The sequence below is a fragment of the Methylotuvimicrobium sp. KM1 genome, from assembly GCF_044788715.1.
Classification (GTDB): domain Bacteria; phylum Pseudomonadota; class Gammaproteobacteria; order Methylococcales; family Methylomonadaceae; genus Methylotuvimicrobium.
Map to the genome: position 1 here is coordinate 1,291,600 of NZ_CP173170.1, position 23,751 is coordinate 1,315,350.

General features: G+C 50.4%; 15 protein-coding genes. All 15 read right to left on the reverse strand.

Translation table 11 applies throughout. From position 1 onward, the window contains the following. Positions 1-50 precede the first annotated feature (50 nt). Positions 51-3,602, reverse strand: a complete 3,552-nt coding sequence (locus ACINK7_RS05565; RefSeq protein WP_404360314.1) for a PAS domain S-box protein — start codon at positions 3,600-3,602, stop codon at positions 51-53. After that, positions 3,599-6,538, reverse strand: coding sequence for a PAS domain S-box protein (locus ACINK7_RS05570; protein WP_404360316.1), 2,940 nt, complete (start codon positions 6,536-6,538; stop codon positions 3,599-3,601). Before ACINK7_RS05570 ends, ACINK7_RS05565 begins: the two co-directional genes overlap by 4 nt. After that, positions 6,535-7,602, reverse strand: a complete 1,068-nt coding sequence (locus ACINK7_RS05575) for an HD-GYP domain-containing protein (RefSeq protein ID WP_404360318.1) — start codon at positions 7,600-7,602, stop codon at positions 6,535-6,537. Before ACINK7_RS05575 ends, ACINK7_RS05570 begins: the two co-directional genes overlap by 4 nt. Then, positions 7,592-11,398, reverse strand: coding sequence for a PAS domain S-box protein (locus tag ACINK7_RS05580; RefSeq protein WP_404360320.1), 3,807 nt, complete (start codon positions 11,396-11,398; stop codon positions 7,592-7,594). Before ACINK7_RS05580 ends, ACINK7_RS05575 begins: the two co-directional genes overlap by 11 nt. Beyond that, positions 11,395-15,651 carry a PAS domain S-box protein gene (locus tag ACINK7_RS05585; protein WP_404360322.1) on the reverse strand — a complete coding sequence of 1,419 codons (4,257 nt, stop codon included), beginning with the start codon at positions 15,649-15,651 and terminating at the stop codon, positions 11,395-11,397. Before ACINK7_RS05585 ends, ACINK7_RS05580 begins: the two co-directional genes overlap by 4 nt. A gap of 484 nt (positions 15,652-16,135) precedes the next feature. After that, positions 16,136-16,864, reverse strand: a complete 729-nt coding sequence (locus ACINK7_RS05590; RefSeq protein WP_404360324.1) for an MBL fold metallo-hydrolase — start codon at positions 16,862-16,864, stop codon at positions 16,136-16,138. A gap of 87 nt (positions 16,865-16,951) precedes the next feature. After that, complete coding sequence (locus ACINK7_RS05595; RefSeq protein WP_404360326.1) at positions 16,952-17,188, reverse strand: hypothetical protein; 237 nt, start codon at positions 17,186-17,188, stop codon at positions 16,952-16,954. 133 nt (positions 17,189-17,321) lie between these two features. Beyond that, positions 17,322-17,942: a chemotaxis protein gene (locus ACINK7_RS05600; RefSeq protein ID WP_404360328.1), complete on the reverse strand. Its 621-nt coding sequence runs from the start codon at positions 17,940-17,942 to the stop codon at positions 17,322-17,324. A 320-nt stretch (positions 17,943-18,262) separates the two neighbouring features. Further along, a complete protein-coding gene (locus ACINK7_RS05605; protein WP_404360330.1) occupies positions 18,263-19,231 on the reverse strand; it encodes a hypothetical protein in 969 nt (322 codons plus the stop codon). Positions 19,232-19,267: 36 nt separating this feature from the next. Next, complete coding sequence (locus ACINK7_RS05610; protein WP_404360331.1) at positions 19,268-19,573, reverse strand: STAS domain-containing protein; 306 nt, start codon at positions 19,571-19,573, stop codon at positions 19,268-19,270. 48 nt (positions 19,574-19,621) lie between these two features. Continuing rightward, the gene (locus tag ACINK7_RS05615) at positions 19,622-20,827 is read right to left on the reverse strand and encodes a methyl-accepting chemotaxis protein (protein ID WP_404360332.1); all 1,206 of its coding nucleotides are present in this window, start codon (positions 20,825-20,827) and stop codon (positions 19,622-19,624) included. Positions 20,828-20,837: 10 nt separating this feature from the next. Next, positions 20,838-21,878, reverse strand: coding sequence for a chemotaxis response regulator protein-glutamate methylesterase (locus ACINK7_RS05620; RefSeq protein WP_404360333.1), 1,041 nt, complete (start codon positions 21,876-21,878; stop codon positions 20,838-20,840). Between the two features lie 10 nt (positions 21,879-21,888). Further along, positions 21,889-22,527 (reverse strand): chemoreceptor glutamine deamidase CheD, encoded by a 639-nt coding sequence (cheD, locus tag ACINK7_RS05625; protein ID WP_404360334.1) that lies wholly within the window; start codon positions 22,525-22,527, stop codon positions 21,889-21,891. Beyond that, positions 22,524-23,387 carry a CheR family methyltransferase gene (locus ACINK7_RS05630; protein WP_404360335.1) on the reverse strand — a complete coding sequence of 288 codons (864 nt, stop codon included), beginning with the start codon at positions 23,385-23,387 and terminating at the stop codon, positions 22,524-22,526. The genes cheD and ACINK7_RS05630 overlap by 4 nt, the downstream gene beginning before the upstream one ends. Positions 23,388-23,389: 2 nt before the next feature. Further along, complete coding sequence (locus ACINK7_RS05635; RefSeq protein WP_404360336.1) at positions 23,390-23,731, reverse strand: lipid asymmetry maintenance protein MlaB; 342 nt, start codon at positions 23,729-23,731, stop codon at positions 23,390-23,392. Positions 23,732-23,751 lie beyond the last annotated feature (20 nt).

Sequence of the window (23,751 nt, forward strand, 5' to 3'; positions counted from 1 at the left end):
TAGCGAAGGCGTTTTGATTTTATACGTTTGTTCAATCGTAAACGGGAATTTTACACTTTTCGTATCGGCAATTCGAAATAGAAACTCGCACCTTCGCCTTCGATAGACTCGAAACCGATTCGACCTCCCATGCGTTCGATCAATTCTTTGGAAATGGCCAGGCCCAATCCGGTGCCGCCTTTTTTTCGTGTGTCCGAAGCATCGGCTTGGGCGAATTTCTGAAAAACACGATCGCGGAAGCCGTCCGGAATACCGGGGCCTCGGTCGGAGACCGTTATTCGTATGGATTCGTTAATTTGTTTTACATTAATTTTTACGTCGCCACCATCGGGAGAAAATTTAACCGCGTTGGACAATAAGTTCGATAATACTTGTTGCAGTCGTTGCACATCCACATGGATATCGCCCTTCGGTCTTTCACCGGTCAGTATCAACGATACTCGACGCCCGATGCCATAGGTTCGATTGGCATCGATTGTTTGTTCGATTAACGGCATCAAGGCTTGCTTTTTCATATTGAATTGGAGCTTGCCGCCTGCGATTTTCTCCATGTCGAGCAAATCGTCGATCAGGATGGCCAAGCGCCGGCTATTATTATAGGCAATGCTTATTATCTCAAACACAGGCTTGGGTAATTCGCCCAGAACACCGCCATTCAGCAAGCCTAAGGCGCCGGATATCGACGTAAGCGGTGTGCGCAGTTCATGACTAACGGTAGCAACGAATTCGTTTTTCATGCGGTCGACTCGCTTGCGCTCGGTAATGTCTCTTACCATGCCGACATACATGGCCTGATCCTGAAGAGTGATTTCGGAAATGGCCAGTTCCATTGGGAATAGCTCGCCGTTTTTTCGAAGGCCCTCGACTTCTCTTCCGATACCGATGATTCGGGCGATGCCTGTCGATTGGTGATTGCGTAAATAACTATCGTGGGCGTCGCGGTGCGGATTCGGCATCAATATTTTGATATTACGGCCGGCAATCTCGGCGGCTTCATAGCCGAAAATTTTCTCTGCGGCAGGATTGAAAGACCCGATTTTACCGGTTCGATCAATCGTGATAATACCGTCCACAATAGTATCGAGAATGGCTTTGGTGTGCCGGCTTTGTTCCTTGAGTGCGGCTTCGGCATGTTTGCGTTCGGCGATGTTTTGAGCAATGCCGAGAAATCCGGTAATGCCGCCCTTATCGCTACGCATAGTTGTGACGACAAGCGATACCGGAATGTGCCGGCCATCTTTGCGGATATAAGTCCACTCGCGATTTTCCGAGCCCTCATGTTCGGGTTTTTCGGTAAAGACTCGAAATCCTTCCACCGGGCGACCGAATTCCTGGCTTAATTCCAGGCCGCGTGCCAAGACTTCTTCAGCCTTATGAAACAGCGCGGGCGTTTTTTTGCCGATGACTTCTGCCGAGGAAAAACCCAGCATGCGTTCGGCTCCCGGATTAAAAGTCGTGATGATGCCTTCTATATCGGTAGCGATAATTGACATTTCCGAGGCTGCATTTAATACGTTAGTCAGCAAATGAGTCACGCGTTTGCGCTCGCTTTCGGCAGCTTTGCTCTCAGTGATATCCACGGCACGTCCGGCATGCCGGATAATTTGTCCGTTACTGTCTTTAACAGGAAAGGACTGTGCGTGTACCCAACGGATATTGCCGTTCGGTTTCGTGATACGGTATTCCAAATCGAACTGGCCGCTGTGCCGGTATTGGTTCATTTTTTGGAAAAAAACCGGTTTGTCGTCTTCAATGATGGATTCGGCGAATGAGTTTGGGTTGTCGTATAAGCTTTGGCAGCTTCTGCCCCATATCTTTTCGTAGACCGGGTTGATGTAAATCAAACGGTCGTTATCCGCATTGCGGAGCCAAAATACTTCTCTGATGTTTTCGGTTATATGGCGTTGTTTTTCTTCGCTTTCACGAAGCGCGGCTTCGGCTTGTTTACGGTCGGTGATGTCGAGAACGAAACCGTCGAGATAATCGATATTGCCGGAAGGGTTGGCAATAGCCGTTCCTTTCTCGTAAGCCCAGCGGATCGTTCCGCCTTTATGAAGGATTCGGTATTCCAATTCCCATCCGGTTCCGGATGCAACGGCCTCATAAACCGACCGCTCCACCGGTTCGGTGTCGTCGGGGTGGATGATGCTGGCGTAACTGCGCACCGAGTTGCCGATAAAGTCGCTGGCCGGGTAGCCGCTCATGCTGTCGACGATGGCGCTCATATAGAGCATTGTCCAATTCTCGTCCAATTTGCAGCGGTAAACGATGCCGGGAATGTTGCTAACCAACGACTGATATTGGTCGCGATTCTTTTTTAAATCGGCCGTTCTGGCTTGAATTTGTTGTTCAAGGTTCGCGAGGATTCCGGATTGCTCGTTAAAACTGTCCGTCAAGCGTTGCGCCATCTGATTCAACGCCTTGCTCAGGTTGTCGTATTCCATGATGGGACTGGCCGGCAGATTCGGTTTGAGACCGTTGCCGATGGCATCGGCCAAACCGAAGCTGGCGGCCTCGAGATTGCGCAGCGAATGCGTCAGCCAGCGGCTTAGTAAGTAGGAAACGATAATGCTCGACAATAGCAGCACCGCTAATGACAAAAACAGCGGTAGGCGGCCTTTTTCGAAATCAAGCACCAAGGATTCGGCATCTTGTTCGATATACACTCGAGCGACATCCGAAGCCCTGGTAACGGGTACGCTGGTTAGGTAACGCCCTCGTTTCCATCGATCCATGGCGGCCAATTCGCCATATGGCAGCCAGATGGACAGACCTTCGTTGAGCTGTCTGGTTTCGCCGGCTTGCTTGTCGATGGCGGTTAATCGACCCTGCTTTATTAATATGCGTCCATCGTGGTCTAACAAGGCCAGGCTCGTTTGCGGCGATAGTTGTGCTCGAGCCAGATCGGTTTGCCGGGTTTTAATCCCGGCGTCAGGCACGGAAGCGATATCGGCGGCGACCCGTTGCGTGATTAGTTCCAACCGTTCGAGCATGAACGCTTCATGGCGATTTCGCTGGGCGTTGCTTTCGACAATAATCGGTATGGCGCCGGCCAAGAGTATCGAGCATAACAAGACATGAAATAACAATTCGAATAACGATGGCTTAAACCGACCGGTTAGCATTGTAGGCCGGAATGCTGTCTGAACGGCGAGTAGAATAATACCGGCAACCAAGGCGTTGAACAGTCCGTTCAACGGTTGTTTAAGCGCAACCAATAGCGTCGATTGCCATTCCATGCCGATAATGCGGTGATAAAACAATAAGATCAACGGCAGGCCTAGAAAAAACCAGAACACGAGATCGGCTAGGATTAAATTACGCAGTCCGCGGCGATAAAGCAATGCCACGGTCAATGCTTCGGCGGTAAAAGTGATCAGAGCGTAGGGTTGATTCCAGAGCGCCAAGGTATAAAGACCTCCGGTCGCGGCAATGACTGTTGCAGCGGTCGGGCCGAGCAAAGCCGCCGCAAGCATTGCCGCGATGGACCCGAAAATGAAATCGACGCCGTAAAAAAGTGGCATATTCAGCCAGTTGCCGATCCAGGCCAGAAGAGCGAAAATCGCAGAAAGCGCAAGGGTGTTACGATTGATCGAAATCATGATGCTATTTTTGATGAATCGTTGGCGATAATCGGTAAGGTAATAAAAAAAGTCGTGGCTTTATCCGGTTCGGATTCGAATCCGATGCTTCCGCCCATGCGTTCGACCAATTCTTTGGTAATCGCCAGTCCGAGCCCTGTCCCACCTTTTTTTCGGGAATCGGAGGCGTCGGCTTGAGCGAATTTTTGGAAGATGTGTTTGCGGAATGTCGCCGGTATACCGGGGCCTCGGTCGCTGACTTCGATTCTAGCCAGATTGCCGGTACTTAGAACGGCGATATCCACGGTTCCGCCTTTCGGTGAAAACTTGGCCGCGTTCGATAACAAATTGGCGAATATTTGTTGAAGGCGCTGGGCATCGACATCGACATGCAAGGCATCATCGCGTTGCGTTATTCTTAGGATAACGCCGAATTGGTCCGCATAGGTTTGATTATCATCGAGAGCTTGTTCGACCAGAGGCATCAGTGTTTGCGGGCGAAGATCGAAATTTAATTTGCCGGCGATCAATTTTTCCATGTCGAGCAAATCGTTAATTAGCAAGGACAAGCGTCGACTGTTTTTGTAAGCAATCGCTACGATTTCATCAACGTTGCCGGGGAGTTCGCCCAAGGCGCCTCCAGCCAGCAATCCGAGCGACCCGGCTATTGCGGTCAATGGCGTGCGCAATTCGTGACTCACGGTCGAGATGAATTCGTTCTTCATTCGATCGTTGCGTTTGCGTTCGGAGATGTCTTCGATAATCGACCAAATCATTTTCCTGCCCGACAAGTCTTCGACGACCATGCCGTTCAGCAAAACCGGATATCGGTCGCCGTTTTTCTTGATGTATTCTTTTTCGAAGGGGCCGTAGCGACCGGTGTTCTTCATGCTTTCCGATTGCTGTTTTTCTTTCGCTTCGTATTCTTGAGGAGTTATTTCAAAATAACTGAGCGACAAAAATTCTTCGCGGCTGTATCCGGTAGGCATCAACAAGGCGTTGTTGACCTCGACGAAACGGCCGGTGGCGTAATCGTTGAGCGCGATACCGACCGGTGAGAGTTCGAACAGACCGCGTAGCCTGGTTTCGCTGTCGTTCAAAGCCTGCATGGCCATCTTTTGCTCGGAAATATCGGCATGCGTGCCGTACATCATCAAAGGCTTGCCGTCGTTCGTCCGGTTAACGACGCGGCCGCGATCATGGACCCATACCCAATGACCTTGTTTATGCCGCATTCGGCATTGCGCGTCATAGAATTTAAGCTCTCCGGCAAAATGGCGTTGCAGTAAGCGCTCGGACTGCTGCAAATCGTCGGGGTGAGTTAATTTAAGCCAGGTTTCGATACTAATCGGCTCGAGCTCGCTCAAGGTATAGCCAACGATTTCGGCCCAGCGTTCGTTGAAGACGGTTTGGCCGGTTTGAACGTTCCATTCCCAGGTGCCGATGTGGGTCCCTTCAATAATCGCCGTTAGCCGGCGTTGGCTGATCAAAATGCGTTCGGCATCGTTTTTTTCGCGGCTGATATCCGACTCGATCGCCATGAAACCTTGTAACGCGCCTTGCGTATCGTAGAGAGGGTTGCATTGAATACGCACCCAATAGGTTTGCCCGGATTTATGATAATTGACGACATCGACAGTGAAGGATTGTCGTTCTATCAACGCTCGATGCATTTCAGCGGCGACCTCTGGGTTGGTTGCTTCTCCCTGGAGTAGATCGCCGGGTTTGCGCCCGAGCATTTCCGCCAACCGATAGCCTGAGAGTCGGGTGAAGCCTTCGTTGATCCATTCCACGCGCCCTTCGGTGTCGGTGATGATGACGCCGTTGGTGGTTTGGCTGGCGACGCGCGATAGGCGCGTCAATTCGGCTTGATCTTGATCATGCAGACGTTTGACGCGCGCGGCCTCGATTAACTGACCCAGCGTCGTCAGCAATGGGTGCAGGAATTTCAGCCATTCGCGGTCGTAACCGCCGGGGCGGTTGGCAATGCCGATCATTGCGACGAGCTTGCGGTCGTAATGAACCGGAATGCCTAGAAAGGCTTTTAACGGAGGATGGCCGGGAGGGAGCCCGCAGCGTCTCGGGTCATGCTCGGGATCGTTGGCGATCAGGGGGTTTCCCGAAGTGATGACGGCGCCGAACAAATTCTTGAGGTTGGAAAACTCCATGCCTTGCGCCGCATTCGCCTCGTAAAATGCGCGCGTTTCGTCGTTCCAAGCGATGTTGGTAATCGCCCGAGTCTTTAAGTAGGGGCTTCCGTCTACGTGATGTAATATCTCGGCAATGAATCCGTATTCGCTGCCGGTGAGATTGAGTATGTCCGACAACAATTCGTCGAAAGCCCGGCTACGATTCGATTCGAGAATAAATTGAGATTGGGCGCGCGAAATGATCTCGGCTATATGTTTTTGGCGTTCGAGAGCCGCTTCCGCCGATTTTATTTCGCTAATGTTACGGCAAATCAGCAAAGATCGAGCGACGAGTCTCACAATTTCTTGAGCGCAAGCGCTAAGGTCGCTCAATACTTTGCGTTGTTCGGGCGTTAGCTGTTTCGGCTCGCGGCTCATGATACAAAAGGTTCCGATAGCCAAGCCGTCTTCGGTCAACAACGGTGCTCCTGCATAGAAGCGGATATTGTTGGAGCCGGTGACTAGTGGATGTGCGTTAAAACGAGAATCGATCCGGGCATCCGGGACTTCGAAGATTTCGTTTTTGAGGAGGGTATGCGCGCAAAACGAGAGTTCGCGTGGCGTTTCGGTGATATCGAGCCCCAGGCAGGACTTGAACCATAGCCGATGTTCGTCGACTAAAACGATCAACGCAATAGGCGCGCCAATGCATTGCCGAGCCAGGCGGGTCAGCCGGTCGAATCGTTCTTCCGGTCCGGTATCGAGAATGCCGAGCGCGTGTAAGGCTTTTACTCGCTCGATCTCGGTGCGAGGCTTTTTCTTTATCAATGCGCTGAGGATTCCGCGAAACGTTCACGGATTTCGAGGATGGCCGGAAACTGTTGTTCGAAAATGTCAACCAGATCAGGGTCGAAATGTATGCCGCGATTTTCCTTGATTAAATTCCATGCCGCCTCGACGGTCCAGGCTTTTTTATAGGGCCGTTCCGAAGTCAAGGCGTCGAACACGTCGGCCAATGCCGCGATGCGTCCGGCTTGCGGAATATTTTCGCCGGATAAACCGTTGGGATAACCGCTGCCGTCCCATTTTTCGTGATGCGTCAATGCGATTTCGCGTGCCATGCGTAGCAAATCCGAATCGTCGCCTTCCAATAATTTCGCGCCGATGACGGCATGCGTTTTCATGACTTCCCATTCCTGCGGTTCGAATTTGCCCGGTTTTAGCAGTATCGAATCGGGAATACCGATTTTGCCGATGTCGTGCATCGGGCTAGCATTTAGAATCAAGTCGCATTGTTCGTCGTTCCAACCGATGGCGCGCGCGAGTAGGGCACAGATATGGCTCATGCGTAAGATATGGCTGCCGGTTTCCTCGTCGCGGTATTCGGAGGCCATACCCAAGCGCTGTACGATTTGCAGGCGTGTTCGGTATAGTTCTTCGGTGCGCGCCCTCACCATGTTTTCCAACACCGTTTTTTGATCATGCAAAAGCCTGTGCGCCAAATGCGCCTGCAGCAAATTATGCACGCGCATCAATAATTCGTTACGGTCGAAAGGTTTGGTGATGAAATCGCGCGCGCCGGCCGTCAATGCGCGAAGTAAAAAATCCTTACCATGCTGTGCGGTCAAAATCACGATCGGCGGTAACAAAGGATCGTTCAATGCCATGAGTCGTTCCATTACCTGGAAGCCGTCCAGATAAGGCATATTGATGTCGAGTAGAATCAAATCGGTTCGCGCTTCGCGGAAGCGATCGACGACTTGGCGCGGGTCGTCGACTAAAATCCGATTTCGGTATCCTTGTTGTCCGAGCAATCTGTCCAATAGCTTGAGATTGGCCGGTTCGTCGTCGACGATCAGAATGCGTTCGTTGCTCAGAGTATCAGGGGGCATGAGGATTTCCGTCGGGGGTGAGTTTAAAACGGTCTATGCATTGAAGAAATTTTAGCACATCGAAAGGTTTCGTCAGATAATCGGCAAAGCCGGTCGTTATGCCGCGTTCGATATCGCGGCGCATGGCATTGGCGGTAACCGCGATCACCGGAATGTATCGGGTGGTGGGGTTGCTCTTTAAACGGCGCAGCGCTTCGAATCCGTCTATATCCGGTAAATTGATATCGAGCAGGATCAAATTCGGATGTTCATGTGCGGCGATGGCTAATCCGTCCATTGCATTGACGGCAGTAAACAATTCCATGTTTTGGCGAGCAGCGAGAATTTTTTGTACCAGCCTCAAATTGGCCGGATTATCTTCGACATAGAGCAGTTTGCATCGGTTAGGGATGTTTTTCGAGGCGGCTATTGCCGACGGTTTAGCGGGAACGGTCGAGGTTTCGGTATCGAGCAAAACGGCCGACGGCAATTCGAACCAAAATCGGCTGCCTTCGCCGGGTGTGCTGTCTACCCCGATCTTGCCATGCATGGATTCAACCAGTTTTTTCGCCAGCGCCAGACCGATTCCGGTACCTTCGATATCCTGATAAGCCGATTCCAGGCGCTCGAAAGGCTTGAACAGACGGGGCAACGATTCCGCGGATATGCCGTAGCCGGTGTCTTTAACACCGATCCGAAGTCTATCGGGGCCGGCGTAGATACAATCGACGGCTATCCATCCGCCGTCGCGGTTGTATTTAACCGCATTGGACAGTAGATTCAGCAACACTTGTTTGAGTCGAGTTGAGTCGGCGAGAACTGAACAATTGTCGATTGATTCAAAGCGGATTGCGATGCCGCGTTGTTCGGCAAGCGGTTTGATCTGTTTGACGCAGGATTGGAGGATCGGGCCGACAGCAATGACATCGAGGTCGAGCTCGATACGACCGCTTTCGATGCGGCTCAGGTCCAAGACTTCGTTGATTAGCGTCAAAAGATGGCTGCCGGCCTGGAGTATTTCGTGGAGGTTGTCGGCCTGGATGTCGGTCAACGCTTGTTCGGTGTCGGCTTCCAATAATTGTCCGAAACCGAGAATGGCGTTGAGCGGCGTGCGCAATTCATGGCTCATGCGCGAGAGAAATTCCGATTTAGCGGCATTGGCGCGCTCGGCTTCTTCGCGGGCTGCGACCAGCATGGTTTCGGAGCGTTTGCGTTCGGAAATGTCGCTGACAAAGGCGAAAAACAGGCGCTCTCCGCCTAGCTCGTTCAATGTGACATTAACTTCCACATCCAGCAAAGTTCCGTCAAAACGGCGGTGGCGGGTGTCGAATCGATCTCTGCCTAGCTCTATTACTTGAGCGATATGAGCCTCGAGTTGTTTCGGGGTTTCCAAAGCTTCGATGTCGGCTATGTGCAAACCGAGCAGTTCGTCTCGGGTGTATCCGAGCATCACGCAATAAGCATCGTTGCAATCGCGGATTTTGCCTTGTAGATCGGCGGTGAAAAAGCCGTCGATCGCGGCGTCGACGATCATCGCATTACGGCGGCTTTGTCGTTCCAGTTCCGCAGTGCGCTCGAGCACGCGTTGTTCGAGCTCGAGGTTGAGCCGTTTCAGTTCCGTTTCGGCGCGTTTACGTTCGGTGAGATCGGTGATCACATTGGCGAAAGCGATGGGGTTGTCGTCGCTATCCTTGATTAAGAAAATGCTGTGGATAGTCGATATCACGCGTCCGTCGACGGCGGTAATGTCAAATTCGCCTGTCCAGAACTCGTTTTGCAATACTTCCGGTAAAATCCGGGATTTCAATTCCATCAATTGATTTTCTTGATAGAAATCGAAAAATGTATAATCGCCGACATCGGCATTTTCCGGAACTGCCAACAGGCGTCTCAGGGCTTGGTTGAAATAATTGACTTTGCCTGTAAGATTCGCCCAGCCGATGCCCTGCGCCGAGGAATCCGCCAATAGCTGCAACATCTCGGCGCGTTGTTGTATCGTCCGGCGTTCGGTTACGTCTTGGCCGGTACAGAGTAACCCCGTAATCGTTCCATTGGCATCGCGCATCATCTCGGAATGCCATTCGATGTCCCGTTCTTCGCCGTTTCGAATAACGATGGGGTTGATGTTGCCTTGTGCCGGTTCTTGATGAACAGAACGGCGGAATATTTGGCGAATTCGATCTCTGTCGCGCTTCGGTAAGAATGATGCGAACCATTCTTTACCGATCACTTCATGAAACCGATAGCCGGTCAATTGTTCGAAATAGCGGTTGACATGCAGAATGAATCCTTGCGGGTCGAGTAGTAGTACGATGACCGGTGCGGTGTTGATCAAGCTGTTAGTAAAATCGCGTTCCTGCAAGAGTTCTTTTTCCGCCTGTTTGCGGCCGCTGATGTCGAGAAACGAGGCCATCATGCACAAAGGCGCGCCGTCTTGGTCGTTTACCATGCTGGCCGATAGCTGTACTTCAACCGTCGAACCGTCGAAGCGTTTGGCGATTAAGTCGCCTTGCCATTGGCCCTTGGCGGACAGATTATCGATGACCGCTTCCGCCTTGTCGTGATCTTTCCAGAACTCGAGCGCCGAGCGGCCTAGGACCGATCGAGTGTCCGGTAAATGCCATAGTTCGGCGAAAGCCGGGTTAACATAGGAAAGCTTGGCGTCCGGTCCCGCGATCGCGATCGGTGTGATCGAGGCGTCGACTGCGGCATTCTTGATATGCAAACCGGCCTCGGCTTGCCGGCGAGCGGTATCGTCGGTGATTCGACCTTCGATAAAAAGTAGCTTACCGTTTCCGCCGAAGACGCCCTTTCCGTATTCGCAGACCCAACGAATGTCTCCGTTTCGAGTCAAAATTCGATAATCGATTTCAAATTCGCGGCGCTCGCTAATAGCGGCCTGAACTTCGTTCCAAACGCGCTCGGTGTCGTCTGCATGAATCAGTTCGTTATAATTTAGGCTTCTCGGCGGTAGAAGGGCCTCTGGAGAATATCCGGTAAGCTGTTCGACGCCGCCGGTCATGAAATCCAGAGTCCAAGCCCGGTCGTTGCGGCAGCGGTAGACGAAGCCGTTGAGCGTATCGAGCACGCGCGACAGCGTATCGTTAGTCAATCGACCGGTCGTACGTATCAACCACGCAAACGAAAGTGCAATCGAAATCGCGCATAGCGCTTTCGGCAATTGCACCGGCAGTCCTGTGGTTTCGGCAAAGTGTTTTGCGGTCGGTAGCCATGGCAGCAAAGACAAACCGTTTGATACGAATAAGGTCAAGAAACCGTAAACGGCGAATGCCGCGGCTCCGGCAAATAACCAACAAATGTTTATTTCGGCTTTGTCGCCGTAAGCAGGATCTTGACGGCTTGCCAATAGCATGAAACTTGCCAAAAATGCTCCCGGAGCACCGGCAAAATAGCGCAGACTAAACTCTATTCCCGAGAATGGGTCGTTTGAATTGACGGCGAAAGCCGCGCTAACGGCCGTTAACATGCCATAGAGCGGTAATGCGGGTAGGCGTATTGCAGTGGATATCGAATTCAATCCGCGCCGTCCGAATTCCAAGAGCGCGCAAAATGAGCCGGTTAAGAGTAAAGCGCTTGCGATAGTTAGCCAGTTCGCATCGTTGTGTATGCGTTCCCCTTCGATGAGCTCCAGAAAGCCGTGCGAAAAACCGAAGCCCGCCAGCCAATTTAAATGCCGGAAAACAAACAAGGGGTTGTTTGGTTTCGGTAATACGGAAACTACCGCGCCCAAGCAAAAAAAAGCCAAACCGTAAATTTGAAAGATCAGGCCAAGATAGGTTTCGCTCCACGCGTTCATGATGAATTCCGGTCCTTTTTAATGCGGTTAAGCAAATCGTCCAATATGCCGTTGAATTGCGCGATGTCCAACGGCTTGGTTAAATAGTCGGCGAACCCGGCCGCTTTGCCCCGTTCGATATCGCGTGGCATCGCATTGGCGGTGATCGCGACGACCGGTGCGGACTTAACGATAGGGTCGTTTTGAAATATGGATAATACCTGAAAGCCGTTCAAATTCGGCATGTTGATGTCGAGCAGAATGAGGTCGGGGCGATGCGCTCGGGCTAATTCGATGCCCAGCTCCGGCGTATGGGCAGTAATCAGACGAATGTGCCGTTGTCTTTCGAGTATTTGAGAGACGAGCCGGATATTGGATGGATTGTCTTCGATATAGAGCACGAGCTGTTGCCTCGAGCGACTCTGGAATGTCGGCGGCTCGATGGCTGCGGATGTTTTAGGCGATTCCAATAAGGCCGGGCTTGAGGCCGCCGGAAGCGTGATCATGAAACGGCTGCCCACGCCGACTTCGCTTTCGACCTCGATCGAACCGCCCATCATTTCAACGATACGACGAGAGATGGTCAGTCCGATGCCGGTACCTTCGATCGCGCTGTATTCGGCGTCGAGACGGTTGAACGGTTGAAAGAGTTCATGCAAACGTTCCTTTGGAATACCGCGTCCGGTATCGGTTATTTGTATTGACATGTATTCGCTGTCTTTAGGCTGGGCCTCTATGGTCACTAAGCCGCCTTCGCGATTATATTTGATCGCATTGGAAATCAAATTGAGTAGCGTTTGTTTGAGCCGTGTTTGATCGGCCTGTACTGAAAAGCCTTCGTGCGTATGGTTGCGGAGGCTTATTTTGCGTTTATCCGCTTGTGTGGATACCAGGCTCATGCATTCCACAATAATCGGTGCGATCCTTACGGGTTCTATGGATAGCGAAATCCGGCCGGACTCGATCTTGGCTAAATCCAATATTTCGTTGATTAAATCGAGCAAGTGCCTGCCGGCCTTGAGAATTTCCTCCACATCCTCTTTTTGTGTATCGCTCAAGGTTTCGTCGTATTGCATCAGTTGGCCGAAACCGAGAATCGCGTTCATCGGTGTGCGCAGTTCATGACTCATGCTGGAAAGGAAGTCGGATTTGGCCTGGCTGGCTCGGTCTGCGGCGACTCGGGCGGTAATTAATTCCTGTTCGGCTCGTTTGCGTTCGGTAATGTCTCGCGTGAGACCGACAAAGAGCAAGTCGTCGGACAATTTGATTTCGCTGACGGCAATTTCGAGTGGAAAAATGCTCCCATCTGCCCTGAGCCCAGCCAATTCAAGTTGTTGATTGAAGATTTTGCTTCGGCCTGTCGCAAGGTAACGCTCTATATAACCGTCATACTTAGATCGATAGGGTTCCGGTATCAGAACTTTAACCTTACGGCCGACGATATCTTGCTCCCGATAACCGAAAGTCGCGCATGCCGCCGGGTTGAAGGAGCGGATAATACCGTTGGCGCCGATCGTGATGACGCCGTCGACAGCCGCGCCGACAATATGCTGAAAGATGCGCAAATACTTTTCGCGCTCGGCCAGTGCGAGTTCTGCACGTTTGCGGTCATCGATGTCTTGTACCACACCGAGCATTTGCGAGGGACTGCCCTGATCGTCGCGCACCACGGCTCCGCGTTCGAGTAGCCAGCGCTCGGTGCCGTCCGGCCAAATAACGCGGTGTTCGATGTTGTAGGGAACGTTGCGTTTCAGACAGGCGTCGACGGCATCGACGACTACTTGCCGGTCGTCGGGGTGTATCGCGTTAAGGAAGTTTTCATAGGAGGTTTCTAAATTGCCGTCCGGGTAGCCGAACAGCGGCGCGATGCGTTCGGACCAATAAAGATCGCCGGATTGGATATTCCATTCCCAGGTGCCGATGTTCGCGAAAATTTGTCCTCGGCGCAGTCTTTCTTTGTGATATTCCACGGCGCGTTCGGCGCGTTTGATTTCGGTGATGTCGTGAAAGCTCCATACCCGACCGCCGATTTTTCCTTCCGAGACGAGCGGTTTCGAGTGACGCTCGACTATTCTGCCGTCCGCAAACTCCAATATATCTTGCGAATCTTGGCCGAATCGATAAATGTCTTTTACAGTCTTGCGGAACTCGAGCGGGTCGGCAAATTGATGCTCAACAGTATCCAGTAGCTGCTGGTCCGGTTGGCCGGGTAAAGCGAGTTCTTCCGGTATGCGCCACAAATCGATAAATTGCCGGTTAGCGAAAAGAATCGAGCCGGTATCATCGACGGCTAGAATGCCGTCCTGGGTGGATTCGAGCGTCGCGCGAAGTTTTTCCTCGCCTTTTTTTAGCGCTTCGTTGCTGAGCACGCGTTCGCTAACATCCTTGATAATACCGATGAAATGCGTCAGATTGCCTTGTTCGTCATGGACCGGCGCAATACGCAACTCGTTCCAAAACATCGATCCGTCTTTGCGGTAATTGCGTAATACGCCTTCGACTTTTTCGCCCTTTGATAAAGCCGAGCGCACAAGATCCAGTCCGGGTTGATTGCGGTCATTGTTGTTGAGAAATCGACAGTTTTTGCCTAATATTTCTTCGCGCGGGTAGCCTGTAATACGCTCGAACGCTTTATTGGTAAAGATGAGAGGGGTGTCGGGTTGGTTGGCATCGGCGATTACGATACCACTGGTGCTTGATTCGACCGCACGTTCCAGTAATTTCAGTTGTTGTAGGGACTTTTTGACATGACTGATATCGGTGCGGATCGAGACATATTGATAAGGTTTTCCATCGCTGCCGAGAAAGGGAGTAATCGTGGATTCGACCCAATAAAGCCCACCGTCCTTGCACCGGTTGCAAATTTCGCCCTGCCAGACCTGGCCGCCGGCGATGGTTTGCCATAAGGCTTGATAAAACTCGGGCGGATGTTCGCCGGATTTGACAATACGATGATCTTGTCCGATCAACTCTTCACGCCGGTAGCCGCTGATTTGGCAAAACCTGTCGTTGACGTAGGTAATATTGCCGGAGCGGTCGGCGATGCTGACGATCGCGTGATGATTGATCGCCAGATGTTCTCGATCGCGTTCGTACAATGTGGTTTCGAGGCGTTGACGCAATGCGCTGTTTTGCCGTGCCCGGCGTGCCCTGGCCGAAACGGCGGCGACCAGATGCCGGGGTTGCACGGGTTTTACTAGAAAATCGTCGCCGCCCAGGCTGAGCGCCAACAATTGTTGGGTCATATCGGTTTCGCCGGATAGAAATAGAATCGGTAAATGCAGATACTCGTCGCGCTCGCGTATGATAGCGGCCAGTTCCGGACCGCTGGCGTCGGGCATGTAAACATCGAGAACCGCAACATCGGGCGAAAAATTGTCCAGAAGGTTCAATATGTCGAGTGGTTGAGTCGAGGTTTTGACTTCCATTCCGGCCGCTTGCAATACGGCTGCGTGGGCATTAAGCATTAGCGGGTCGTCGTCTATTAATAATGCCCGGTAAGACTTGGACGGTAGGCGTCCGGTCAGCGTATCCAATATATCGACGATGCGTTCCGAATTGACCGGTTTTACAAGATAGCGGGAGGCGCCAGCGCGAAATGCGGCGAGGCGTCCCGCGATATCGTCGCGTACCGAGACGATAATTACCGGGATTTCGGATTCTTTGCCAAGATTGAGATTGCTGATGGCTTCCGCGCCTGCAAGGTCCCCGTCGGGGAATATCAGATCCATGATCACGGCGGCCGGTGGCTCAGCGTTTGGTTCCATGAACAGGGTTTGAAATTGCGAGGGTTCGGAGAATATGCGTGTACGAAAACCGTTTTGCTGTAAAACGTTTTGCAAATGTAGCGCTTGGCCTGCATCGTCTTCAATCAAGTCGATCAAAGGCGAGCGGTTGGCGCGTTTCGGTGTTGGCGGAGGAGAAAGAGTGGGGGCGTTGGTTTGCAACCCTAGGCTGGCGAGACGGCTTAACCTGTCGAGCGCTAGGCCGACGGCTTGCCATTCCGTATCGATAGTGGTGTTGCCGGATCGAAGTAAATCCGATAAGCGTAATTCTATATCGCGCGCGGCATCCGAGAGCGACTGCATGCCGAATGTACCGGCCGAGCCGCTTAGTCCATGAATCAGCCGATGTAAGGTTTCGGCTTCTTCGGAGCGCCATGCTGAAGCATCTATCTTCTGAAATTGCGAACGAATAGCGCCGATTCGTTCCGGCAGTCGGTCGATGAATTCAGCTCGCAATTCGTGCAGGGCATCGGAAAATTGGGATTGCATGGCTTGGTTTTAGAAATACTTTTGAAAAACGGCTCAACTTTTAATGGTGTGGAGTGTGTCTGTCGAGTAACCGAAACCTCCTTCACCTTAGATAGCATTTCACCATGAAGATCATGAAGAATAAGAAGGCGAGTTCAATGGTTTATTCTGTATATGTAAATCATTTTTGCTCCCTAAAAGGTTATTCAATATTTTAGGATAAGCGGTTGAAAGACTTTATGATCTTCATGTGCTTCATGATTAAACTGCCGAATTTAGGTTTTTACACTTATACGACATTTAAAAAGGGAAGTTGTTTTGAACCATATCCTAGATTGTCGAAAAAAGCCATTTTGCCTAATCTCAAAATATCTTGGAAATTGTTGGTGATCAAAGGCTATAAAGCGTCTGGTGTAGGGTGCGCATCGCGCACCTGGGTCGGGACCTGTCGTCGGGTTAGGTGCCGTGGAATGGTGCGCGATGCACATTCTATTGGATTTTCGGCTTAAACGGCTATGCCGACTTCCAATCCTTCGAACCAATCCAAAAAGCGTTTAACGTTATCGCCCTTAAAAATGCGCCCGTGTTGCGGCGCCATGATTTCGATATCGAGTTTACGAACGCGCTCGATCCAGTCTCTCTTAGCTTGATTCGATGGCATCCAACGTTGATGGAAGAAGCGCATGTGATCGATGTGGCTATCGAAATTATCGACATAAATCGGCGCGCCGGACGCTTCGAGTGCCGCACCGACATCGCCGGACATCAGGATTTTCGCTTCCGCATCGTAAATATGAAAATTGGCCGATGAGTGCAGGTAATGTGCCGGGATTATTTTCAGCTCGGTAGAATCCAGCTTGATCTTGCCGCCGTTATCGGGAATGCCGACATAGTCGATCGATTCGCAACCGAAGTGGCGGATGAAACCTTCCCAAAGCGATGAGGCATGCAGTTTGGCTTTCGGCAGGGCTTGGTCCCACAAACCCAGCGAGGAAATGATGTCGGGGTCTTGATGCGATGCGAATAGGTCGGTGATTTCCTCGACCGGCGCATGATGCAAGACGGCTGCCAGCATCGGTGCGAACAGTTCGATACCGCCGGGGTCCATTAATAAACAACGGTTCGCCGTTCGCACAATATATTGATTGGTATCGATAATGTTGGCGGGTTTATTGGTATCCCGACCGAACATGATCCAGCGGTGCGCTCCTTCGTATATTTGGGTCATCTTCATGGTTTGCTCGCCTTAATTTTACTTGATTACGTATAAGCTTCAGTCTAATTGAAGTCCGAAGAAGGTTTTGTGTCGCTATCGCGACGCTTATGTGTAGTCGGTTCGCGGACCGACAACCGCGATACTTTTCTTTGCTTGTCCAAAGAAAAGTATCCAAAAGACCAATCCGCCGGGAGCGGATTGGGACGCCAAAGGCGCACGAAGTGCGAGCGCCCGGATGGCGCGAGTCAGCAGACACCCGGAGGCCGCTGTATCCTGCGCGCTGACGATTTTGTCGAGGGTTTTCGGAAGGGCTATCCTTAGCCCTCCGAAAACGAGCGGCATCCCTGCCGCTCCCCTAGCGGGCTGTTCTCGGCAAAATCGTCAGTGCTCGGCGCGGCCTAACGGGACCCAGGCGGGCACCCTTAGCCAAATCAAATAGGCTGAATGTTCTAAGTAATCAGGTAATTTTATGCGGCTATTCGGTAATGTTAATGACATTTAATGCGCTGCGGCAGCGCTGTACGTTATTGTGAATGATTTGCGCGGCGCGATCGACGCTTTCGGCAACCGCCTGTAAGCTAAGTAGGTATTCTCCCGCTTGCGACGCTTCTATTCGGGAATTGGCGGCAATGACGCGCGCGGCTCGGGCCGGATGCATGACTTCTTGTAATTGATCGAGCAATTGCCCGACATGCCGCTTAAATTGTTTTCGGCACTCCAGCATTCGTTGTTCGACAGCTTCGGTCGAAGTTTGCAGTGAGGATTGATACTGTGCGCCTTCCGCCATTTTTGTCGCGGTTTGGAATTTGTCGAATGCGGTCGAAGTCCGATATTCATTGACGGTCAAACGGTAAAGCAATAAGGCGTGTTCGTTGATGGCATTGACCAATGTAATCGTTTCCTTGGCCAATTCGTTGATGAAATCGGTGATTGGCTGAAATCCTCTGGCTTTTTCTCCTGCTCGAAAGGCGATAGCCTTGGCGTTTGCGGCGGCCAGCGAGATTTCTTTCGCAACTTCCATCACTGCGCTCAACTCCGCGGCAATGGATGCAACGGCAACGAATTGGGATTTGGTTTGTTGAACTGTATCGGTCATGGCGCTTGAACTGATTGATGGTGTTGGGAATAAAAAGAAATCGGTTTTGTTTTACGATGGTCGCACACTCGTTGTTTTATACTCATCGTAGATCAAAATTCGGCACCGGGGGCCCGTCAAAGGACGCCGTGAATACATCCATGTAGGCTCTATGCCAGCATCCATGCTGGCAAAGCCTTTGCCGAGCACCCCGGCGCCTCCTTAGTCACTGCCGAAATTTGAAGTGCCAATGGAGGAAGCCTGGGTGTCACCTAACGCTAGGTGAGGGATCGGACACCCAGGCGTCGAATTTTGATCTACGACGGGTATAAATCGAATAATCAAGCACATAAGTTGCCTTGGTTTTTTTTCTTATGATACCAATCATAGACTGCTTTGACTCGATTGCCGCAAGGGTTATATTCGATGGTGCTGCACAATTGCGTGACTAATTGAATACCCCGGCCGAAAAAACTTTGGTTGTTATCGAGATCGGAAAAGATGTTGTCAATATTGAATCCTTCACCGCTATCTTGGACGTCAACGATGAATTGGCCGCCGTTCGATTTAGGAATAGAGTCGATCGCTATTTCTATCGTGCCGGACGTGGCGCTGTTCAACCGTTCCTGGCGAAGCTCGTAGAAATGTAAAAAGTCTTCGGGCGTTTGTTTTTGCAGGGAATCCATTCGGAGCAGTCCATGGTCCAGCGCATTGGTAAATAACTCGCTGACAATAGTGAAGATCATTTCTCGTTGTCCCTGCAATCCCTGCAATCCCTGTAAGTCCGTTAATCCGTCGACAATAGCCGGAATCGGATTCATTAGGCGTAATCCTTCGATATCAAATTGCATCGCGATGGCCCATTGGCAATTGCGAAGCTCGGTAGGCGAATTTGTTGTTTGCCTGAGCCGATGGCGGAGCAGTCTGGCTATTTGATTCTCGATAAATTCGGGATCGAACGACAGGGCGTCAGTCTTTTGGTTATCGTTTTTTAGGCAGCGATCCAGTATCGCTTGCGAGCCGGCCGGTTCAACAATGAAGATTGCTTGCGCGATAGCCGGTGTTAATGTCGAAATAATTGGTTCGTCGGCGCTACTATCGGAGCGATGAGGTAACAATGGGGCGGTGACGATCAGATCGAGGTCTTGCGTGGCAATGAGACTAAGGGCTTCTTTATGCTCGTGTGCAATAGAGACAAGGTATCCTTGATTAACTAAATTTTTTTGTAGGGTTTCGGAAAAAGCTTGGTTCAGGGATGCTATGAGAATTCTTGCAGATACGGAAACCGGAGCAAGTTGATTGTGTGTCATCGAAGAAGCATCCAATTTAATGAGGCGTTATCGGTTTTATACTAACGTAAACAATTTCTGGAAATTAGCAATTTCCAGGATTTTTTTGACTTCCGGTTTGGCATTCAGTAAGCGAATAGCAGATGGAACGTTATTCATTTTATCTCTCAATATCAACAGCATGCCTAATGCTGAGCTATCCATGTATTCGGTATGCCTTAAATCCACATTGATGGTTTTAACGGTATCTCGATCCCATTCGGTTGCTTTTCTAAAGTCTTGATGAACGCTGAAATCGAAGCGCCCTGAAATGCGGACGGTCAATTCTTTTTTTTCCGGATGATGAATGATTTCTAATGCCATTGCTTGTTTCCTATATGACCATCGTTAAAATTGACTGAGTGCTTTCGGTTAAAATAATTCGATGTCGCCTTCATTCATCGAGCCTTGCATAACAGCCTTATGGGTTTTTGTGTGCCATTGTTGCTTCATATCGTTGAGTCGCTTGATGCCGTGATTGAGTTCATTAGCGATATTTTCTTGATCGCTCGACGTCAATATTTCAAAACCGATGCGCATTTCATCAATCAAGGCCTGAAAATGCTGCGTATTGGCTTGCATGTATTCGATTAATTGCCTTGTCATGTCTTCAAATTGAAGGGCTCTGACCGCATGGTTGACATTATTTTCTATCTGTTGGGTTAGCTCTGAAACATCTTTGACTTTCCGATCGATTAAAGTATTGAGTTTGGCAATCTCAGTCATCATTTCATCGATATGGGCTTTTGAATGGATCGTTGTTGTCATGTCTTTCGATGCCATCGACTCGATCATACGCTTGGCTTGACCGATATTGGTTTTCGAATCGCTGACGACGGTTTTGATTTCCTCGCTGAATTTATCCGAGTTTTTAGAGAGTTTACGCACTTCGTCGGCGACTACCGCGAAACCGCGCCCCGCTTCTCCAGCTCTTGCCGCCTCGATCGCCGCATTCAGTGCCAACAGGTTGGTTTGGTCGGCAATACCCTGAACATCGGCCAATAATTTGCCGATGACTTCCATGTGCGATTCGACATCGTTGACGACATTGACCATTTCGATGCTTTGTTTGCTGACCGCAAGAATATGGTTGATAAAATCGGTCAGTACGATATCGGTTTCCTTGGCGAATTGCTTAAAACTCAGGGTGTCCGACTCTTGTTTATCGCTCGATTCGCCCAGGTTATTTATCAGCGATAGCATGGTTTCATTTTGCCGAGAGGCAAGTGTGTGCATGCCGTTGAAGCTGTCGGACATAGTCACGACCGCGTCCGATACGACCGATTTGACTTGTTGCAATTCTTCGTTAAAGGTATTGAGTTCTTGCGCGGCACAGGCTTGCAGATCGTTGATATAACGTTCGAGCAATCGATTAGCCTCGTTGTTATCCGTTTGTCGTGAATTCGATTCATCGGTTTTTGCCGAAGATTTAGCGGCATAGATCGTCCACAACCAGCCTAGTGATAGGATGGGTAGGAATATCCAATACAGAGTCGTTACGGCAAATAGAGCCGGTGAAATTCCCGCGACGATGGCCAATACGATGGGTAAGACGGGTTTTTTCAGCAAATTATCCATTGATTATCTCCTATTGGATTAAAGCCATAATTTGATCCGCGACTTGGTCGAGGGGGAGAACGACATCGGCGGCCCCGATTTTATAAGCTTCGCCGGGCATACCCCAAACGACGCTGCTGGCTTCGTCTTGTACGATGTTGAAAGCACCGGCCTCGTGCATGGCCTTCATGCCGGCCGCGCCATCGACCCCCATACCGGTCAGCATGACGCCGATGGCTTGATCGCCGACTTGTTTCGCAACTGAGTGAAACATTACGTCGACCGAAGGTTTATGTCGGTTGACAGGCTCGGAGTCATCGAGTTGGCAGAAATAAGCCTTGTGATCCCGAGTTATCTTTAAATGCCTATCGCCCGGTGCAATATAGATATGTCCGGACTCAATTTTTAACCCGGTTTGGGCCAGCGAGACCGTCATCGCCGATATCTCGTCGACATGTCTGGCAAACGAGGCGCTAAACGCTGCAGGCAAATGCTGCGAAACGATAATGGGCGGGGTATTTACAGGAAGAAGACCTGCTATCCGTTTGATTGCTTCGGTTCCGCCGGTGGATGCGCCGAGCGCAATGAGCGGTTGTTGTCGAGTGCTTTTACGGTTCCGATTGATAAGTCCGGGTTTTACCGGCATGGAATTGGGCGCATTATCCTGAATTCGTGCACCGGCAGCCATGATGACTTTGCCGATCATTTCTTCGGTGTATTCTTTCAGGGTGTGCGTCAGATCCAGTTTGGGTTTTGCGACAAAATCGACCGCGCCGAGTTTCAATGCTTCAAGTGTGACTTCGGCGCCCTGTTCGGTCAATGTGGAAATCATTACGACCGGCATGGGCCGAAGACGCATCAAGTTGCGCAAAAACGTCAAACCATCCATGCGCGGCATTTCAATATCCAGCGTCAAGACATCGGGGGCGAGTTGCTTGATTTTTTCACGGGCTATGTAAGGATCTGCGGCGGTTCCAACCACTTCGATATTCGGTGAGCTGTTGAATATTTCGGTCAACAGCGCTCTGATCAAAGCCGAGTCGTCGATTATCAATAATCGTATTTTTTTCATGCCCTGTTTCCTAAAACAACTCGATTTCGCCTTCGACAGCGGCATTTTTAATTTGGCTTCGATAATTGTTTTCGCGTAATGCGATCGTATCGTTGTGTAGATTTTTGATTTTTTTCATGCGGACCTTCCCTGTTTTCGGATAAAAGTTCACTTTGCGTGGATAAATATCGCCGAGATCCTGAGCCAATAAGTTCAATGCTTCGGTATCGATATAATCGAGCACGAAACCGATGTTGCGCAATCCGACATCACTCAAGCTCGGGATGATTTTTCCGCCGCCGAAAACTTTGACTTCGAGGTTTTTACGTTTACCGCCGGAGGCTAGTATGGTGTTGATCAGGTGCTCCATTGCGTAGTTGCCATAACGTGTTGCGCTACCGAGCAGCGAATAACCGGCGCTTTTCGCTTGTTCAGTCGAGGTTTCCGGCAACATGAAATGATTCATTCCGCCGATACCGAGGACGCTATCCCGAATACAAGCAGAGATGCAGGAACCGAGAACTGTGGTAATCATTTCATTCTCGTTGGTTACGTAATATTCGCCGGGAAGCAGTTTGGCCGCGATGATGTTGTTTTCACGGTCCCAATAACGATTGATTGATGTGAAACCGGGCAGGGCAGGGGGGGTGATTTCGTTAGACATCGTCATCCGATCTTACGATAAATCGTGTTACCGATTAATTCGAATTGATCGGTAACTTGTTGCAATGATTCCGAATGACCGATAAACAAACAGGAGCCGATAGTTAATAAGTTCGAGTATTTCGCGGCCAATGTTTTTTTGGTTTCACGGTCGAAATAAATAAAAACGTTACGGCAAAAAATAAAGTCGAAAGGCGTTTTAATCGGCCAATCCTGCATCAGATTCAGTTGCTTGAAGGCAATCATTTGCCGCAACTCCGGTTTAACTTTGACTTTGTTAATTTGCGAGCCGGTGCCTTTTTTGAACCAACGTTTCAGACGTTCCTCGGGGATACCGTTGACGCGGTTCAATTCATATACGCCGTTGGCCGCAAAATCCAAAACTTGGGTGTCGATGTCTGTTGCCAAAATCTTCGCGGTCCAGCCGGCAGGCAAATTTTCCAGTAGCGTCATGGCTATCGAATACGCTTCTTCGCCGGTCGAACAACCTGCCGACCAGGCTCTGATTTGTCGAGAGGTTTGATTTTTTTCGATCAATTCCGGGATTACGGTTTTTTTCAAATAGTCGAAATGATGGTTTTCTCTGAAAAATGCGGTCAGATTAGTCGTGATTGAGTTGATGAAGTTCGTGAATTCCTGCGTCGAATCGTCCTCTAGTAGTCGGCAATACTCCTTGAAACTGTTTAGTCTCAGTGCTCTGATGCGCTTGGTAAGGCGTGAATAAAACATGTCGAACTTGTCGTCCGGAACTAAAATGCCGGAATGCTTGTTCGACAAAGCTCTTAAGCGATCGAAGTCCGCACGAGTGTATTCGAACTCTCGAAATTGTTGTAGTGAGGACGGCTCTTGTCGCGGCGGTACGCTCATTTTTAGAATAAACCGGATGCGGGGTGGTCGATTTCGAGCAGTTCGGCCAAGCCGAGTAAGCGAGCGCTATCGATGAATTTTTCCGATGGAAAGTCGAAAACAACGTGTTTTCCCGATTTGACGGCTTCCTGTTTTAACACGGTGAGTAATTGTAATGTTGCAGTATCGACAGTGGTAACCGCCGATGCATCGATTTCCAGTGTGTCACGGGATTCGAAGGCCTTGAGTAAAGACTCGTGTAGTTCGTTGATGTGACGGATATTTAATACGGCGTCCAGTATTATCGGACCTTCGTTTAGTGTTGCTATATCCGCTGCATCGGTCGTGTTTGTGTCATCGTTCATGGCTGGCTTTTCAATGTGGA

Coding starts and splice junctions, on each gene's coding strand:
- ACINK7_RS05610 (WP_404360331.1), bottom strand. CDS start 19,573: ATGGCATTAGAAATCATTCATCATCCGGAAAAAAAAGAATTGACCGTC.
- ACINK7_RS05585 (WP_404360322.1), bottom strand. CDS start 15,651: ATGCAATCCCAATTTTCCGATGCCCTGCACGAATTGCGAGCTGAATTC.
- ACINK7_RS05615 (WP_404360332.1), bottom strand. CDS start 20,827: ATGGATAATTTGCTGAAAAAACCCGTCTTACCCATCGTATTGGCCATC.
- ACINK7_RS05635 (WP_404360336.1), bottom strand. CDS start 23,731: ATGAACGATGACACAAACACGACCGATGCAGCGGATATAGCAACACTA.
- ACINK7_RS05590 (WP_404360324.1), bottom strand. CDS start 16,864: ATGAAGATGACCCAAATATACGAAGGAGCGCACCGCTGGATCATGTTC.
- ACINK7_RS05595 (WP_404360326.1), bottom strand. CDS start 17,188: ATGCCGCTCGTTTTCGGAGGGCTAAGGATAGCCCTTCCGAAAACCCTC.
- ACINK7_RS05620 (WP_404360333.1), bottom strand. CDS start 21,878: ATGAAAAAAATACGATTATTGATAATCGACGACTCGGCTTTGATCAGA.
- ACINK7_RS05605 (WP_404360330.1), bottom strand. CDS start 19,231: ATGACACACAATCAACTTGCTCCGGTTTCCGTATCTGCAAGAATTCTC.
- ACINK7_RS05565 (WP_404360314.1), bottom strand. CDS start 3,602: ATGATTTCGATCAATCGTAACACCCTTGCGCTTTCTGCGATTTTCGCT.
- ACINK7_RS05580 (WP_404360320.1), bottom strand. CDS start 11,398: ATGAACGCGTGGAGCGAAACCTATCTTGGCCTGATCTTTCAAATTTAC.
- cheD (WP_404360334.1), bottom strand. CDS start 22,527: ATGACGATGTCTAACGAAATCACCCCCCCTGCCCTGCCCGGTTTCACA.
- ACINK7_RS05600 (WP_404360328.1), bottom strand. CDS start 17,942: ATGACCGATACAGTTCAACAAACCAAATCCCAATTCGTTGCCGTTGCA.
- ACINK7_RS05575 (WP_404360318.1), bottom strand. CDS start 7,602: ATGCCCCCTGATACTCTGAGCAACGAACGCATTCTGATCGTCGACGAC.
- ACINK7_RS05630 (WP_404360335.1), bottom strand. CDS start 23,387: ATGAGCGTACCGCCGCGACAAGAGCCGTCCTCACTACAACAATTTCGA.